Here is a 17,243-nt window from a genome sequence, read left to right on the forward strand (position 1 = left end):
GGGGTCAGTCCTGGTCGGCGCGGGCGGTGATCCGGTAGAAGTCCTGCAGCCAGCGGCGGCTGATCCGCCCGGACTGGTAGGGCCAGTCGACGAGGTCTGCCAGCAGCTGTCCCCAATCGATGGAGGCGTCGGCGGCGCGCACCTGGTTCACCGCACCGGGGAGGTGCAGGTGGATGCCGCGCAAGCTCTGCCGTGTCAGGAGGTTGATGCGGCTTTCTGCTGCGCTCAGCCGCATGGAGGCGCCCTTGGCGATGACGGCTTGTCCCAGGGTGGCTCCGAACGAGGACCCGTACGGGGCAGGATCGGGCGGGGCAGCCTTCTCGTTTGGTTGTCCGTCCGGACGGACCTGCTTGTTTTGCGCTCCTTGTTCGTCGGCGGTGTCCGCGTCCAATTCCTGGTCGTCGTCCTGGTCGCGCGCGAAGGCGTGCCGGGGCTGGGCGGCGATCAGCGAGGCCACCGTGTAGTGGGCCTGCGCTGTCTTGTCGTCGCAGCCTTCCGGCAGTCGCGGCGTGAGCAGCCGGTGCATGGCGCGGGTGCGCGGGTGGTCCAGGTCGCGGCGCAGGCCGGCGCGCAGCGCGGCACGAGCACCGGGGTCCGTGCGGCACAGGCGTTCGATGTGCTGGGCGAATGCGGCATACGCGGCACGGTTCCGGTGCCGCTTGCTCGTTTCAGGGGCTTGTGAGGTCACATGCTGTCCTTGGGTCGGCGGGCGACTCTCACGACTGTGTGGCCGCCCTTTTCGTCTTCGCTTGCGCCATCGCCTTGTGCGGGTCTTTCAGCGCGGCGAGGATGATCGCCTTCGCCCCGGTGGCGGCCTTCGCGCCCCGCGGGGTGCGTGTCACCGAGCCGGTCACCGTCTCGTAGGCGTTAAGCGCGTGCCGCCCGAAGGCGCGGCATGCGGCCTCGAAGTCGAAGCCAGCGTCCACGGCGGCGCCGGAGCGGGTCAACTGCCGGAAGTGCGACCAGAACTCGTCCTCGGCCGCCGGCCAGTAGCGTGCCGCGACCGCGTCCAGCCAGGCCCCCGGATCGTTCTTCTTGTCATCCGTGTACTTCAGCCAGGCTTCCCTGGTCGCCTGCTCCAGCCGCTCCCCGAAGAGCTCGCCCAGTTCGCGCAGCTGGCGTACGGGCCGCTCGGCACTGACCACGTCCTCCTCCACCCGGGAAAGGAGGACCGGGGTCGCGGAGTCGACGTACTGGTGGTTGGCCGCCTGGCTGGCGTCCTGTTCGAAGCCGAGCGCGCGGATCCGCAGGTACTCGCTGACGTCGAAGGCATGGTCCATGACCTTCGGCTGGATGGGGCTTGCGTCATCCAGCTGCTTGAGTAGCAGGGCGTCGACGTCGCGCCACAGAGAACGGGAGGAGCGCGCGGGCCGGGGGAAGGTCTCCCCGTCCTTGCCGATGTCCCAGATCAGGTAGTCGTCTTGTGGCCGGATCCGCTCGGCATCGTAAGCCCAGGTGATGTACGCGTCGGCGGTACGCGCGCCGTCCGGGGCGGGGACGAGGTAGAGGGCGTGCTGTGAGCAGGCGGTGAGCCGGGAGCAAGGGCCCTGCGGCGTAGGCATCGGCTCGAGCGGGTCCGGGAGGTCGTCGCGCTCCCAGGGGCACAGGTCGCTCTGCCGGCTGACGTCGCCGTCGGGCGGGGTCAAGCCGGCCAGCAGCGTCAGCAGAAGGTTGTCGCAATCCGGGTGATAGGACAGCGCGGCCCGCAGGGGTGAAGCCTTCGCATAGTGGTGGCACACCTGGCCGACCGCACGCCTCGAGAGGGCGCCGGGGGCTCCCCAGTAATGCCAGGTCAGCAGCGCCAGTGCCGCCTGCGAAAGGTTGGGGAGGACGGGATTGTCATGGCTCCAGTGCCCGAACCAGGAAAGATTGTTACCCGCTGCCCGGCTCATGACCAGCTTGTGGACCCCGGCCGTGCTGTTCCTGTCGCATTGGGCAGGCAGGCGGGGGTCCTGGAGCCAGGGACGATCGCGGTCGAACAGGTCGAAGCGGTGGCTCCACTGGTCGAAGTAGCCTTCGATGCCGGCCTTGCGGCCGTCGGGAAGTTCGATGCTCTGCTCCGGAAGGCCCTGCTCAAGGATTTCCTCCCGCCGGTCGCCCCAGCTTCCGGGCCCGGCCTCGTCCAGGCCGGTGATCCGGGCGGTGAGCGCGTACAGCAGGCGCAGCAGCGCCGAGTGAGCCGGAGCTTCCGCGATCAGGAGGGTACGAATCTCTCGGGCGTGCAGAAACAGGCCCCGCAGGCCCACTTCCGGGGGGCCCGAGTACCCGACCGCCCAGGCGACCGGAATCCATGGCTGGTCGATCAGATTGGACGCAGGCGTGGTCACGCCCCTCCCCCCGTGGTCGGACATCCACCGAATTTTAGAAGGACGCACGGGGGCCGCGGGGGCCGTTACGACAACTGATCAATGGTCAGGCCGAGTTCACCCACGTGGAATCGGTGCTTCGCGCTGGTGTGCACCCACTTACCGTCCTCCGGTTCCAGGTTCAGGCGCAGGACGTTCTTGAGGGCCGGCATGCCCCTCCAGGCATTGTTGGCATCGCCCTCCACACCCTCGACCAGGCGCTTCGGTACCGGTATCAGGTAGGGGACGAGCTGGCCCGGCCTCGGTCTCCTCTTGGAATCCAGTTCGAGCTTCTTCTTGAGGACGCCGTCTTCCAGGAGATGCACCGTCTGCCCCTGCTGGTTGCGCCCGGGGTACAGGCACACCACGTGCACCATCTCCTCGCCGAGCACGAAGGAGAGCAGCTCCGGCTCCATGCCGGGGTGGTCGCGGCTGAGCAGGCCGAGGTCGCCGCCGAGTTCCCCCGGTCCGGGTACATCCAGCCAACCCGCTGTCCCGCTGGCCCTGCGTTCGCGGACCGTGCGCCGGTTGTCGAGCTGCCGCAGCTCATGGGCCGCGGACTCCTCCAGCCTGGCGACGAGGTCGTCGGCGTACACCTCATCCAGCAGCAGGGGCAGTTCTTCGGGCCAAGAAACCCTCCTGCCGGTCCCCAGGAGCAGGTCAGTGCGCCGCACCAGCGCGGCGTCGTCCAGTTCGCACCCGTGGTCCGCACCGAGCACCACAAGCCGTGACCGGCCCCCCGTGCTCTGCGCCGCACGGGCCAGCAGGTTGGCGAGTGGTGCCGGCCCGGATAGGACGAGGTCGAACTGCAGGCCCCGGACATGTTCCAGCACCGGCGTCGTCACCAGCACCGAGGGCCTAGAGACTGCGCCGTCGGGAGAGAAGGCACTTCGGCAGGCTGCCAGACGCTGCCATCGGTCCTTGTTGGGCATCTGTTCGTGGACCAGGATCGCATCGAGGCCGGGCAGGTCCCGGGTGAGCTGGCGGAACGTGCGGATGGCCTCCGTCGGCGTCGACCGGTAGACGACGGCCCTTCCGGTGCCGGTCGCGGCCATCGGCGCGACAGCCGCCCGGATCTCGTCGTAGGGCGCACCGTCGACGACCGTGATGCTCAGCGTGCCAGCACGAACGGCTCCGGCCGGCTGCCGGGGCAGGTGTCCGCCTCCGGTCTGAGCATCCACGAACGACCACCCCGGGGGCCGACGCGGCTGCATCAGCGGCTCTCTGTCCCCTCCTGCGCCCCGGCGGTAGGCCGCCAGCATCGCGTCCACCGACTGGTCCGCGGCCGTCGCGGCCAGGACCACCGGGATGCGCAGCGCAGCGGCCCACTCCAGGAACCGCAGCATCAGCTTCTGCCCCCAGGCGCCGCGGGCATGGGCTTCATCCACCACGACGACCTTGCCGGAAAAGGCGAAGAGCCTCATCACGTTGAACTTCACCGGCATGACAGCCTGCAGGAGTTCGTCCACCGTTCCCGTGCCCAGCGGCGCCAGGAGCGCACGGTGATGGGAGTTGAGCCAGCTGTTCGCTGCCGGGGCCCACTCCTCACCAGGCTCCGCGCTGACTCCGTCACTCGCGTGGGCATGCGCCCACTGCTCCGCGGCTTCCGCCGGCTTCAACCGGGAGGAGCTGTGGAGCAGGAGCGAGCGCCAGGGGCCGGTCAGGGCCTTCTTCGCGAAAGCATGCACCTGCGCCATGTGGCTGTCGGCCGCTGCACCGGTCGGCAGCGCGTAGAAGAGCCCTCGCGCGTTCGCTGCATGCCCCAGAACCGCCGCTGCACGAAGCGCCGCTTCCGTACGCTCCTCGGACGGCGGCGCCGTCACGACCACCATGCCCGGCCCGTGCCCGGTCACCAGATCAGGCAACTGACGTGCGATACCTGCCCCGAGACCAGTCTCGCCCGCATCCTGCGCCGGGTGCGGCGGCCGGGCGAACCCCGTACCCAGCAGGTCCGTCTGCTGCACCAGACGGACAGCTGCCGTGCGGGCAATCTGCCAGTAGGCGTCCAGATCTTCGGGAGTTCCGGCCCATCCCTCTTCCCTGAGCCGGGTCCGGATCTCTTCTTCGATACTGGCCAGCCAGTCCGACAAGGTCACCAGCCCCGTCAGGACAACAGCCGCCCCCGGCGTCATCCGCCCGTGCGAAACCGGCTTCGCCCCGGTGACTCTGCGCACCTCGTCGAAGTGGACCCGCCGTTGCGCCTCCCAGCTGCCCGCGCCCAGACCAGGATGACGGGCGACGGGGCACCTTGAGTCCTTGTCATAGACCACCGGGTGATACCGGCCACCGTGCCCACCGAGCAGCTGGGCCACCGCATGACTGAGCTGGGACTGCGGACGCCGTCTCGACGACGGATAGCCGATCTCCTCAAAGACGCCCACCAGCCACCAGTGCGCTGCTGCTTCGTGCGACTGCCCATCCTGCGCGGCGCCGGCACCAAATCCGTACCCCGGCTCACCGCTCAGCTCCTGCGCCAGCAGCTTCCCGCCCTCGTACTTCGGTCCGTCCCGGTGCAGTTGGAACGGCACACTGATCTTCCCGATGTCATGCAGCCCCGCCCAGAACGCCGCGAGCGCCCGCGCCTGCGCCTCCGGAACCTGCAGCGCCCCTGCCACCATGCTCCGCTGGTGCTCGGTCAGCAGTTCGTCCCAGACGATCTCAGCGACGGCTGCCGTGTCCAGTAGGTGACAGATCAGGGGGTGCGTGTTGTGTGTACCGCGGGCGTTCTCACCCAGCCGGGCAGCCTTGCCCCAGAGGCGGGAGTCCAGGGACATGGCGCTCCTTGTCGCGGGTTCGGGGTAGGTCAGAAGGACGCAGCAGGAAGAGCCTGACCGGCGACTCCTCGTCGTCTTGCCGCGCCCCCTTGAAGGCCGACGGAGGGGAATCCGGTCTACCGCAGGTACTCCAACTCGTTCTGCCCGTAGGATACTTACTGCTGTACGCCTCTCTGGGAGGTGCGCGGAACCTCATTGGCTCTCCAGCCGACGGCACATCGAGACGAACGCACGACCCTCCCGAGGGACGTGGCGCAACCTCGGCTGTGTGGCGCGCCTGGAGATACAGTGTCCCGGTTCCTGCACAAGTTCGTCCTGCGACGCGAGGTCCTCCTCGAGGTCTCACGCGTAGTGGTCAGCGCGGTACTCCGTGCCCTGATCAACGAACTCGTCAGCTGGCTCATCTGAGCCAACGGTGACGGATCCCAGGGGTCCGTCACCCCCTTTTCATGACGGCGATGCCCGCGGGATACGCCCGGGCAAACGAACAACGTGCGGTGACCAGAACCAGACCCGTTTCCCCACTGCGATCACCAGGCGGAGACATTCCGCAGGACACCGGCCGAATCCCCGAGACCGGCCGCCCTCCCCACCAGCGTGGGTTGTTCCGCGGCTCGACCTCACGGTCGACGAGCCCGTCGAGTCCTCTCGACCGGCGTGGGAGTGTTCCGTCGACAACAGCAGAGAGCCGTACAACGACGTGGTCTTCCCCACCGGCGTGGGGTGTTCCATGGTTGTGGATCGAATGGCCGCCCTCGTTGTGGTCCTCCCCACCAGCGTGGGGGTGTTCCGCGGATTGTGACGCCGCCGGGCAGATCCTTTTCGCTCTCCTCACCAGAGTGCGGGTGTTCCGGAAATCCTGCTGATCATGGGCCGCCGCGCAGGGTCCTCCCCACCGGCGTGGGGGTGTTCCGCCTTCGTCTACGGGGCCGGGCTGGGTACGCTCGTCCTCCCCACCAGCGCGGGGGTGTTCCGACCGACTACGTGCAGGCGGACATGCGCGACACGTCCTCCCCACCGGCGTGGGGGTGTTCCGGTGCCGGCCTCGGCCGGGGCCTCCTCGACCTTGTCCTCCCCACCGGCGTGGGGGTGTTCCGCCTGTTCTTACAGTCAAGGATGACTACATCCCGTCCTCCCCACCGGCGTGGGGGTGTTCCGACCCAGAGCGTACGCGGCACTTCCCGCCAGCGGTCCTCCCCACCGGCGGGGGTGTTCCCCGTTCGCGTGCACACGCGAACCGTGCGGACTCGTCCTCCCCACCGGCGTGGGGGTGTTCCGATTTCGGCGCGGACGCCAGGCGAGACGCTGACGTCCTCCCCACCAGCGTGGGGGGGTGTTCCGGCATGATGATCTGGCTCGGGTGGGTGATCGCGGTCCTCCCCACCAGCGTGGGGGTGTTCCGCTGCTGGCGGCGCGGCCGAAGGCGGTCAGGGCGTCCTCCCCACCGGCGTGGGGTGTTCCGGCGTCCGCCCGCTGCAGGGTGAGGGTCGCCTGGTCGTCCCCACCAACGTGGGAGTGTGCCGCGGCCCGGCTCGGGCCGGGCCTGCCTGGGCGCGTCTTCCCCACCGACGCGGGGGTCTTCCGGCCTGCCACTTCACGGGATCGAAGATCGGCTCATCCTCCCCACCGGCGTGGGGGTGTTCCGATGTAGGTCGAACCGGTGCGTTCGAACTCCACGTCCTCCCCACCAGCGTGGGGGTGTTCCGCTGGCACCGGGATTCCCCCGCAAGATCGATGAGTCCTCCCCACCGCCGTGGGGGTGTTCCGTCCTGCTGGAAGTTCAGGACGAAGCTGTCGTCGTCCTCCCCACCGGCGTGGGGGTGTTCCGGTCTGCCACGTCTCGCTCGTGCCGGAGATGTAGTCCTCCCCACCAGCGTGGGGGTGTTCCGCCCATCAGGTTCCAGCCCGTCGCGGAGCGCCAGTCCTCCCCACCAGCGTGGGGGTGTTCCGTCGGCGGCCAACCGGACGGCGAGGCGCAGGATGTCTTCCCCACCAGCGTGGGGGTGTTCCGCTTCTCGGTCATGTCCTGCTTCACCACCGGCGTGGGGGTGTTCCGGCGGGCTTGACCGGTGCCGACGCCATGGGGCTGTCCTCCCCACCGGCGTGGGGGTGTTCCGGAGCAGCCGTCGAGCCGGGTCTGATCCCGGCGTCCTCCCCACCAGCGTGGGGGTGTTCCGCGGGCTGTCACGGGCGCGACCCCCCGGGGGCGTGTCCTCCCCACCAGCGTGGGGGTGTTCCGTACCCCGACCTGTGCTTCAACGGCTGCTTCGTGTCCTCCCCACCAGCGTGGGGGTGTTCCGACGTCGTGGGCGACCTTGGCGGCTTCCCGGGCGTCCTCCGCACCCGCGTGGGGGTGTTCCGTTCTTGATCGCGATGGCCTCGTCGAGGACCATGCCCTCCCCACCGGTGTGGGGGTGTTCCGGCGCTACTCACGGAGCAGAGGCCGCGCGGGTGGTCCTCCCCACCAGCGTGGGGTGATCCGGTCATCACCGGCATGTCCCTGGGCATGCTCGCGTCCTCCCCACCAGCGTGGGGGTGATCCGCCCAGCTTCAACTTCGTCGGTCTCTACGACGGGTCCTCACCACCAGCGTGGGAGTGTTCCGCGGACGAGCTCGGGGCCACGCTCACCGACCCAGTCTTCCCCACCGGCGTGGGGGTGTTCCCACGACCTGGCGGCCCCGTGGGTTGTTGATCAGATCCTCCCCACCGACGTGAGGGTGATCCGGAGGCGGGTAAGGCCGTCGAGATCACCGATAAGGCCAGCCAAGGTCCTCCTCACCAGCGTGGGGTGTTCCGCCTTCCACCGACTCCCCCGGACCGCTTCAAGGTCCTCCCCACCGGTGTGGGGGTGTTCCGTCCAGGGCCGCCATGCGCTGGAGGTACCAAGGGTCCTCCCCACCGGCGTGGGGGTGTTCCGGTGTGGCCGAGTGGGAGCAGCGCCACCCTGTTGTCCTCCCCACCCGCGTGGGGGTGTTCCGATGGACGCGGCGCGGCAGCTCTCGGATATCCGGTCCTCCCCACCGGCCTGGGGGTGTTCCGCAGAGCGACGCCTTCGCGCTGAACGTGGAGGTGTCCTCCCCACCAGCGTGAGGGTGTTCCGGGTGAGCGCTCCGGAATCTGGTTCCACATCGCGTCCTCCCCACCGGCGTGGGGGTGTTCCGTAGCCCAGGTATCAATCGCCGTTGCGCATCAGGTCCTCCCCACCAGCGTGGGGGTGTTCCGTTGTGGATGGGCGAGTCCGGCTGGCGCCATTGGTCCTCCCCACCAGCGTGGGGGTCTTCCGCAGCTCGCCGCGCAGAACGACACCGCGGCGCAGTCCTCCCCACCAGCGTGGGGGTGTTCCGAGGGGCCTGGTGGGTGGCGGACATCTCGTCCGAGTCCTCCCTACCGGCGTGGGGGTGTTCCGGTGGGCCTGCCGTGCTTCTCTTCGAAGACGTGGTCCTCCCCACCGGCGTGGGGGTGTTCCGAGCCCGAGCATTCCAGGGTGTGGTGTGGCGCCGTCCTCCCCACCGGCGTGGGGGTGTTCCGCTCCCGTCGTAGGTGCCTTCCAGGAGGTTGGCGTCCTCCCCACCGGCGTGGGGGTGTTCCGTAGGCGTCCCACGACCAGGGGGCCTGGGCGGGGTCCTCCCCACCGGCGTGGGGGTGTTCCGAACGTGGCCGCCGCGCGCAGTGCCAGGTTCTGGTCCTCCCCACCGGCGTGGGGGGGGTGTTCCGGCGCGGATGTCCTCGGTCCACTCGGATTCGGGGCCCTCCCCACCGGCGTGGGGGTGTTCCGAAGGAGGCGGACCGCCGCGAGCGCGAGCACGCGTCTTCCCCACCGGCGTGGGGGTGTTCCGCGGTGACCGGGGCCGAGAGGATTCCCGGACTCGTCCTCCCCACCGGCGTGGGGGTGTTCCGCCGCAGCCACGGCCGATCTCGTGCGCCACCACGTCTTCCCCACTGGCGTGGGGGTGTTCCGAGCACGCTCACCACCCTCGGCAAGGCGCACGGCTCCTCCCCACCGGCGTGGGGGTGTTCCGGTGCCCGCCCACCACGTGCTGCTGCGTGCCGCGTCCTCCCCACCGGCGTGGTGGTGTTCCGTCATGCACGGCTTGCGGAAAATCGTCACCGGCGTCCTCCCCGCCGCCGCGGGGGTGTTCCGTAGGAGTTGACCGCGAGTTCGTCGTCGTGGCCGTCCTCCCCGCCGACGCGGGGGTGTTCCGCGTGCCTGCTAAGGGCCGGGCCGATGCCTGCCCGCGCTGTAGTCCGGATGCCGAGCTCAGCCTTCTCGAATGGCGGCAGCCGCATTAATACAGCAATCAACTACTCTCAGTTGTTGCTTGAACTCGCACTGTGACGATGCCCACATCAAATTCACTTGCACGCCGCCATGAGCCCCATGGAAGATCAAATAGACCAATCAAACGTGGGGGAACTCGTGAGTTCAGTGCGCAAAATAGCCATACCCTTTCTCGTCACTGCAGGGGCACTCGGCTCTCTTGTTCTGGCGCCCATTTCGAGCGCTCAGGCAGACATCCATCACCGTGCATCCCAGGCCGTAGAGGTGCGAGCGAATAAGTGCACTAACCGGCACTACTCGAAGGTCGCGTACAACTTCAATCGCGGCCCTTCGAAGATCCCACTCCGCTGCGGCAAGGGTACGTGGGGGTACAACCACATAGTCGCGCGCGGCAGGTGGAGCAGCTCCTTTAAGACCAAAATCAGCGACACTCTGTGGAAGGGCTACACGACCTCTCCTGGCGTGGTCTACCGATACAAGCCCGGTACAGGGTGCTCACCCAACCCCAGGAAGAACTTCAAGGTGGTCTACAACGCTGGCCCGCTCGGCGGGAGGCCCGGCGGACTCACGCCCCAGGGGATCATCACAGCCAGTGTTGAGTACACTCCCCGCAGCGCGCACGCTGCTTGTTAAAAGGGGAAAGCATGGCTACGGTGGAGCTAGTCCAAGAGAGGCTTCAAAGCGAGCTTATCGGGATCCAAAGTCAGGGCGCTGGGAATTCTATCGAGATTCTTGAACTGCGCGTTGCTGAAATCCAGCCGTCTTTGGTTGTCGAAGTTGACGTGCAGGTTGGCGGCGATCACTGGCGGGTCTCTCTACCCTTCTCGGGGCAGGAGGCGAGCATGGTCAGCGGCGACCTCGATGATAGAGCTGTCAGCTACCTCGCGATGCTCGTGCGTACCCACCTTTTCGAGTGGTGGCACACGAAGGACAGAGAGCGGGCGTCCAAGCACATGGGGCGCAAGCTGAACTAGCCGCCGGGGGATGAGTGCGGGCGATGGGTGGTCACCGCCATCTGTCGCCCGTTCTTCCGTCCACGCGTAAGCGGCGGGCTTGCCACTCCTCGGGAGAAATCGACATGTCCGGCAGTCGCGCCTGCTGCAGCCTGGAGATATGGCCACCGCGCCGATAGGTCCTCCCCACCGCCGTGGGGGTGTTCCGAACCCGGCCGACGACCCCGAGCAGGCGTGACCGTCCTCCCCGCCGCCGCGGTGGTGTCCTACCTCCGCGCACTGGGCCTGCTGGTCCTGGTCGTCCTCCCCACCGGCGTGGGGGGTGTTCCGCATAGAAAAGGCACCCGGCCCACGGAGCGACGGTCCTCCCCACCGGCGTGGGGGTGTTCCGCTGTCAGCGCCCGCCCTCCGACTGAAGCCGAAGTCCTCCCCACCGGCGTGGGGGTGTTCCGACGGCTAGCGGCGGAGGGAGGGGGGTCGGTGGGTCCTCCCCACCGGCGTGGGGGTGTTCCGATCGCACCGGTAGTGGTCCCGAACGTCGCGGCGTCCTCCCCACCGGCGTGGGGGTGTTCCGGTGATCGCCGCACGGCTGTCCGCCCTGATGGGGTCCTCCCGACCGGCGTGGGGGTGTTCCGTTCCAGAAGGCCCTGGAGAAGCTGGCCCCGGCGTCCTCCCCACCAGCGTGGGGGTGTTCCACTGACCGCCCGCGAGTTCGAGGTGTTGCAACTGTCTTATCCACCGGCGTGGGGGTGTTCCGACCGAGTGGCGCCATCCACGCGGGTCATCCAGGTCCTCCCCGCTCCAGCGTGGCGGTGTTCCGTCATCGGCCTCGCTCAACGCCGCGTTGACGCTGTCCTCCCCACCGGCGTGGGGGTATCCGAACCAGTGTCCGCAGTGCTGTCAGCACGCCCAGTCTTCCCCACCAGCGTGGGGGTGTTCCGTCGACGTCGGACCCACAGCCGCGGCCGATCTCGTTCTCCCCACCGGCGTGGGGTCGTGTTCCGTCCTGGGTCGCACTGATCTCCTGCCTCGTCGAGCCTTCCCCACCGGCGTGCGGGTGTTCCGTGGAAGTGCCCGTCCGGGTAGAGCGACGTCCAGTCCTCCCCACCGACGTGAGGGGGTGTTCCGACCTTCCAGTGGCCCTCCCCAGTGGAGTTGGCGTCCTCCCCACCGGCGTGGGGGCGTTCCGGCACAGCGCAAGCGTGCTCGTGAGTCCTTCGAGTGCTCCCCCGACGGGGGGTTGTTCCACCGATTACGTGGCTTGGCGCGGGCACTGGAGTCCGCCGCCAACGTGGGAGTGTTCCGTTGTCCCGGACCTGGATGTCTGTCCTCTCCGCCGGAAGTGGGGGTGTTCCGTTGCCGATCGTCGTCAGCTGGTGGACGCCTCTGTCTTCCCCGCCGAGGTGGGGGCGTTCCGCTCTACATCACCCCGGCCGGGGTGATGGGTACGTCCTCCCCACCGGCGTGAGGGCGTTCCGTCGTCGCCGCTGAACATCGGGGGCGGGAATGTGTCCTCCCCACAAGCGCGGGAGTGTTCCGCCGCACGTGGCGACGTGCCCGGGTCCGATGCCGTTCTCCCCTCCGGCGTGGGGCTGTTCCGGTCGCCATGGACTCGGCGCGGGCGCTGCTGGCGTCCTCCCCACCAGCGCGGGGGTGATCCGAAGTGCTCCCCGGGCTCCGTGCGGGTCAACACGTCCTCCCCACCCGCGTGGGGGTGTTCCGCTGGCTAACCGCCAGGTCACAGCGCGTATTGGGTCCTCCCCACCGGCGTGAGGGTGTTCCGGTGATCGCCGCACGGCTGTCCGCCCTGATGGGGTCCTCCCGACCGGCGTGGGGGTGTTCCGTCCTGGTACAGGTACAGGTCATCCACGGTGCCGTCCTCCCCACCAGCGTGGGGGTGTTCCGGCATACCGGCGCCGCGCCGCCAGCCGAGCGCCGTCCTCCCCACCGGCGTGGGGGTGTTCCGGTGTGCCCGCACATCGCGGCGTAGCGGCCTGCGTCCTCCCCACTGGCGTGGGGGTGTTCCGGCGAAGGCGAGTTCGACGGGTTCGGTGACGCCGTCCTCCCCTCCGACGTGGGGGTGTTCCGCACCACACCAGTCGGTCACGGGACTGGGGCAGGTCCTCCCCACCAGCGTGGGGGTGTTCCGGCATCACGGTGGTGGTCGACGTCGACGACGACGTCCTCCCCACCAGCGTGGGGGTGTTCCGCACTGCATGCCCGGTGACGGCGGCCGGTGCTCGTCCTCCCCACCAGCGTGGGGGTCCAGGTCGCGTCGGTCATATGGCAGGTACGGAAGGACGGTTCGCCGTTCCACACCCGGCGCGGGCGGGGCAGGGGGCGGACCGAGCGGCGCCCTGACTCATCCAGGCCCGCCACCGTGGATCCACTCGAATTCGTAGGTGATGCGCCGCAGCCGGGCCACATCCCGCGGGCGGTGTTCCCGGGCACTCCCACGCGAAGTGCACCCGGACCGGGCCGTCCCCGTACTCCCCGTCCTCGGGGAGTACGGGGAAGTAGAAGCCGAGGTCGGTGACGGTACGGTGGGGTGCTGCTCGCCGGACTCCCACGCAAGCCGGTATACGCCCTCGCCCAGGGAGACCGCCGTGCCTTCGCACTGCTGTATCCGCATGGACAAGAGTTCCGCCTGCGCTCGGTCGCGCAGCAGTTGCTGGGCGCGTTCGCCGGTGGGGCTGACGTCGGGGGTGCATCGCCGGCGGTCTGTGCGGGCCGGGCACCACGATGTTCTGCTCGCGGCCTAGGACAGGCGCGACGAGCGTCTCCATGCACATGCTCGGTCGCGGCGCTCGCGCGCGGAATCCCCGTCAAGGGTCTGCGCGATCTCCCGGGCCTGGGCCCGGTTGTTGTCGTAGCCGGCGAGCACCTTGGACGCGTGTGCCCGGTCGGCGCAGATCGGCTTGTAGTTCAGCCACGACCAGCGTCCACGACGACTGACTCGAGGCTCGCAGAGGGTCCCTCCCCACCACGGCGCTGCGCCATGTGATCACGCACGGGCGGCCGGAAGGGGCCATGCCTCCCCTTCCTGCTGTCCAGTCAATCGCGCCGAGGTGATGCCGAATTACCTCTCCGGGCTGAACTTTTTGCGCATCGACGTGAGCAGGCCACTGGTGGCTCTAGAGTCGATCCCACGGCGTGTTACCTGTGTGGCCTGTCGGCTCCTCGAGGGCCGGCACGCGGTTCCTCGGCAAGCCAGCCGCGGTGACAACAGCACCAGGAGAACGATCCGTGGATCCGATGGAAGAGCCGCCGGACTGGCAGCTCTGGTCTCTGGTGGTGGCGCTCCTCCAGTTCCAGCTGGAAATGCTCCAGTTCATCCACCGTTGACCGGCTGCGAGCCCGGCGACTGATCACTGTGTAGCGGCGGTCCGGCCATCCAGGCCGGGCCGCTGCGTTGTGTGGACCACAGCGTGGCGTGCTGCGCACGCTGGATGCTCCACCAACTGCCACTGTAGGGATTTGGTTTTGTGGAGTCTCCACTTTCAGTCCCACGCCACCGGATTCAGTGACAGATTCTCACTCTGACAGATTCGCGTTTCCGTTTCGCCGCTGCATGAAAAGTTCATTTCACCCGCGCCCGGCCAAACGCTGGTCCCCCCCCCACCCCGCACCGGCGTGGGGTGTTCCGCTGATCCTGGACGACACCGATCATGGTGACGGAGCCCTCCCCGCAGCGTGGGGATGCTCCGTCCGTCGCCCATAGGTCCGGGCCGTGCACCCCGTCTTCCCCGCCAACGCGGGGGTGTTCCGGGCGACCGGGACATGGTCTCTGTGATCGACCTGTCCTCCCCACCGGCGTGGGGGTGTGCCGATCTTCGGCAGAGAACCGGCTACATCCTGGCGTCTTCCCCACCGGCGTGGGGGTGTTCCGGTGGACGGCAAGATCGGCCTCACTGAGGCCGCGTCCTCCCACCGGCGTGGGGGTGTTCCGGTCCGGGAGGCAACGGCGTCGCTCCAGCCCTCGCCTTCCCCACCGGCGTGGGGGGGTGCTCCGTTGTGGATATCGTCGACGAACAGGTAGCCGATGTTCCCCACCAGTGTGGGGGTGTTCCGCCCGTCAGAAGGCTGGAGAGGACGGCGCCGCGCGGAGCCCTCCTCCCACCGACATAGAGTGTTCCGGCCGCCCGCCGCAAGTGGAACCCTGCCCTGCAGTCCTCCTCGCCGGCGTGGGGGAGCTCCGGCCTCGAACTCGGCGTTCGTCGCTTCGACTTCGTCCTCCCCACCAGTGTGGGGGTGTTCCGATCCAGACAGCTCCGCCGTACCACCCTGGTGAGTCCTCCCCACCTGCGTGGGGGTGTTCCGTAGGAGACGACGCTGATCCGTTCGGCGCCGCAGTCCTCCCCACGTGTGTGGGGGTGTTCCGTAGTTGTGGATCGAGTCGGTGACCGCCTTCGGGTCCAGCCTACCTGCGTGGGGGTGTTCCGGTGCGGCCGGACGCGTTGCCGGTGACGGACTCGTCCTCCCCACCTGCGTGGGGGTGTTCCGCCAGCCCGGCGACGCCCTGTGGTCCGAGGCTTGTCCTCCCCACCGGCGTGGGGGTGTTCCGACGAAGGCGCGTACGAAGGACTGGATCCGGTTGTCCTCCCCACCGGCGTGGGGGTGTTCCGTGCGGACATCAATCCTGTGCGGGCACGGCGGGGTCCTCCCCACCGGCGTGGGGGTGTTCCGGCGTCGTAGACGGTGGCCGCGTCGCTTCCCTCGTCCTCCCCACCGGCGTGGGGGTGTTCCGGCGTCGTAGACGGTGGCCGCGTCGCTTCCCTCGTCCTCCCCACCGGCGTGGGGGTGTTCCGTGCCAGGAGATGAACGGATTCACCGAGACTGAGTCCTCCCCACTAGCGTGGGGGTGTTCCGCGCAGCGCGTAGCCATTGCGCGATCACGTTCGGTCCTCCCCACCAGCTTGAGGGTGTTCCGCTCCGGGCCGGGTTGAGGAAGACGGGCACCACGTCCTCCCCACCGGCGTGCGGGTGTTCCGTGGAAGTGCCCGTCCGGGTAGAGCGACGTCCAGTCCTCCCCACCGACGTGAGGGGGTGTTCCGACCTTCCAGTGGCCCTCCCCAGTGGAGTTGGCGTCCTCCCCACCGGCGTGGGGGTGTTCCGAAGTCGAGTTTCCTGTCCGACGACTTCGGACGGTCCACCCCACCAGCGTGGGGGTGTTCCGATGACCAGGTCCGGGAAGTTGGCGCGCAGCCAGTCCCCCCACCACCAGCGTGGGGGTGTTCCGCCCATCGGGGACGTGGTACTCCTGCGGTATGCGTCCTCCCCACCCGCGTGGGGGCGTTCCGTGGACCGCGGACAGCCGCGGCCTGGGCATCGTGTCCTCCCCACCGACGTGAGGGTGTTCCGGCGTGCCTGCACCACTGCCTGACCTACACGGCGTCGTCCCCACCGACGTGGGGGGGGTGTTCCGTCCTCAGGGATCGCGATCCGGCCAGGTTCTACGTCCTCCCCACCGGCATGGGGGTGTCCCATCGGCGGGGACGGCGGGAGCTTCGGCCTGGTGGTCCTCCCCGCCTCCGTGGGGGTTGCTCCGCCGCCGCCATCGCCGTCTCGTACGAGCAGGCCATCCTCCCCGCCGTCGTGGGGGTGTTCCGGTGGACGCGTTGCGCTCCTTGATGCGTTCCCAGTCCTCCCTACCGACGTGGGGGGGCGTTGGCCAAGGTCAGGAAGCCTCCGAGCCGTAGGTCTTCCCCACCGAGTGGGGGTGTTCCGTGGCTGTACGACAAGGGATTGAAGCCCGCGTTGTCCTCCCCACCGACGTGGGGGTGTGCCGCGGGAGTGGGTCCCTCACGCCTGGAGGAGTCCGTCCTCCCCACCGGCGTGGGGGTGTTCCGACCTCTTCAACACGGCGCTGCTCAGCCTCTTCGTCCTCCCACCAGCGTGGGGGTGTTCCACCTGAGGTGGGCATTGACCTGGAGCAGGTCACGTCCTCCCCACCAGCGTGGGGGTGTTCCGCACTGCTCAGACGTGTGACCGGTGACGCCGTAGTCCTCCCCGCCAGCCCCACCAGCGTGGGGGTGTTCCGTTCCCGCGTGCGATGCTGCGGGCCCGTGCGATGTCCTCCCCACCGGCGTGGGAGTGTTCCGCCCCGCCCGTCCTGGAGCACCCCCCGGACGACGTCCTCCCCACCGAACGTGGGGGTGTTCCGGTGGCGCGCTCAGGGCACGAGCCGACGTCGTGGTCCTCCCCACCGACGTGAGGGTGTTCCGGCATGCCTCTGCACCACTGCCTGACCTACACGGCGTCCTCCCCACCAGCGTGGGGTGTTCCCCCGTCCCGCTCCGCAAGGACCGGACGACGGTCGTCCTCCCCACGAGCGTGGGGGTGTTCCGCGCAGCGCGTAGCCATTGCGCGATCACGTTCGGTCCTCCCCACCAGCTTGAGGGTGTTCCGTGGAAGTGCCCGTCCGGGTAGAGCGACGTCCAGTCCTCCCCGCCGACGTGAGGGGGTGTTCCGAGCTTCCAGTGGCCCTCCCCAGTGGAGTTGGCGTCCTCCCCACCGGCGTGGGGGTGTTCCCTCCTCAACCCAGTCCTGGGGGCGGGTGTGTCCTGGCCACCGGGTGGTGGTTCCGGCCATCGAAACGGCCGGAGGCAAGTGAGCCGGTCCTCCCCACCTGCTTGGGGAAGGTCGACACGCAGGACCGCAGTGTGGTCCTGGAGTTGGGTTTCCCATCGGCGTGGGGGTGTTCGGTCGAGCCGAAGGGGAACGCCGAACGGTACTGGTCCTCCCCACGGGAGTGGGGGTGTTCCGGCGAGTTGGAGTGATCCGGCGCGTTGAGAAATGTCCTCCCCACCGGCGTGGGGGTGTTCCGACTGCCGATGGTCAGTACATCTGGGGCCACCCATCCTCCTCACCAGCGTGGGGGTGTTCCGTGGA

The 17,243-nt window shown here is 68.8% G+C and carries 4 protein-coding genes and 2 CRISPR repeat arrays; of the genes, 1 reads left to right on the forward strand and 3 read right to left on the reverse strand.

Going from position 1 to position 17,243, the window contains the following annotated elements; all coding sequences use genetic code 11:
- Positions 1-4: 4 nt before the first annotated feature.
- The 3 genes from casB to ACFQ7F_RS14070 form a co-directional block, all read right to left on the reverse strand.
- Positions 5-688, reverse strand: coding sequence for a type I-E CRISPR-associated protein Cse2/CasB (casB, locus tag ACFQ7F_RS14060; RefSeq protein WP_383270149.1), 684 nt, complete (start codon positions 686-688; stop codon positions 5-7).
- A gap of 28 nt (positions 689-716) precedes the next feature.
- Positions 717-2,327, reverse strand: a complete 1,611-nt coding sequence (casA, locus tag ACFQ7F_RS14065; protein ID WP_383270150.1) for a type I-E CRISPR-associated protein Cse1/CasA — start codon at positions 2,325-2,327, stop codon at positions 717-719.
- A gap of 65 nt (positions 2,328-2,392) precedes the next feature.
- A complete protein-coding gene (locus ACFQ7F_RS14070) occupies positions 2,393-5,119 on the reverse strand; it encodes a CRISPR-associated endonuclease Cas3'' (protein WP_383270152.1) in 2,727 nt (908 codons plus the stop codon).
- 582 nt (positions 5,120-5,701) lie between these two features.
- Positions 5,702-9,318: a CRISPR direct-repeat array (repeat unit 29 nt; unit sequence GTCCTCCCCACCGGCGTGGGGGTGTTCCG).
- A gap of 725 nt (positions 9,319-10,043) precedes the next feature.
- Here ACFQ7F_RS14070 and ACFQ7F_RS14075 point away from each other — a divergent pair.
- Positions 10,044-10,373, forward strand: coding sequence for a hypothetical protein (locus tag ACFQ7F_RS14075; RefSeq protein ID WP_383270153.1), 330 nt, complete (start codon positions 10,044-10,046; stop codon positions 10,371-10,373).
- A 5,682-nt stretch (positions 10,374-16,055) separates the two neighbouring features.
- Positions 16,056-16,760: direct repeats of the CRISPR family, unit length 24 nt; unit sequence CCCCACCAGCGTGGGGGTGTTCCG.
- Positions 16,761-17,243 lie beyond the last annotated feature (483 nt).

Origin of the sequence: Streptomyces sp. NPDC056486 (genome assembly GCF_042795295.1) — a bacterium.
In the GTDB taxonomy this organism is placed as follows: domain Bacteria; phylum Actinomycetota; class Actinomycetes; order Streptomycetales; family Streptomycetaceae; genus Streptomyces.

Coding starts and splice junctions, on each gene's coding strand:
- ACFQ7F_RS14070 (WP_383270152.1), bottom strand. CDS start 5,119: ATGTCCCTGGACTCCCGCCTCTGGGGCAAGGCTGCCCGGCTGGGTGAG.
- ACFQ7F_RS14075 (WP_383270153.1), top strand. CDS start 10,044: ATGGCTACGGTGGAGCTAGTCCAAGAGAGGCTTCAAAGCGAGCTTATC.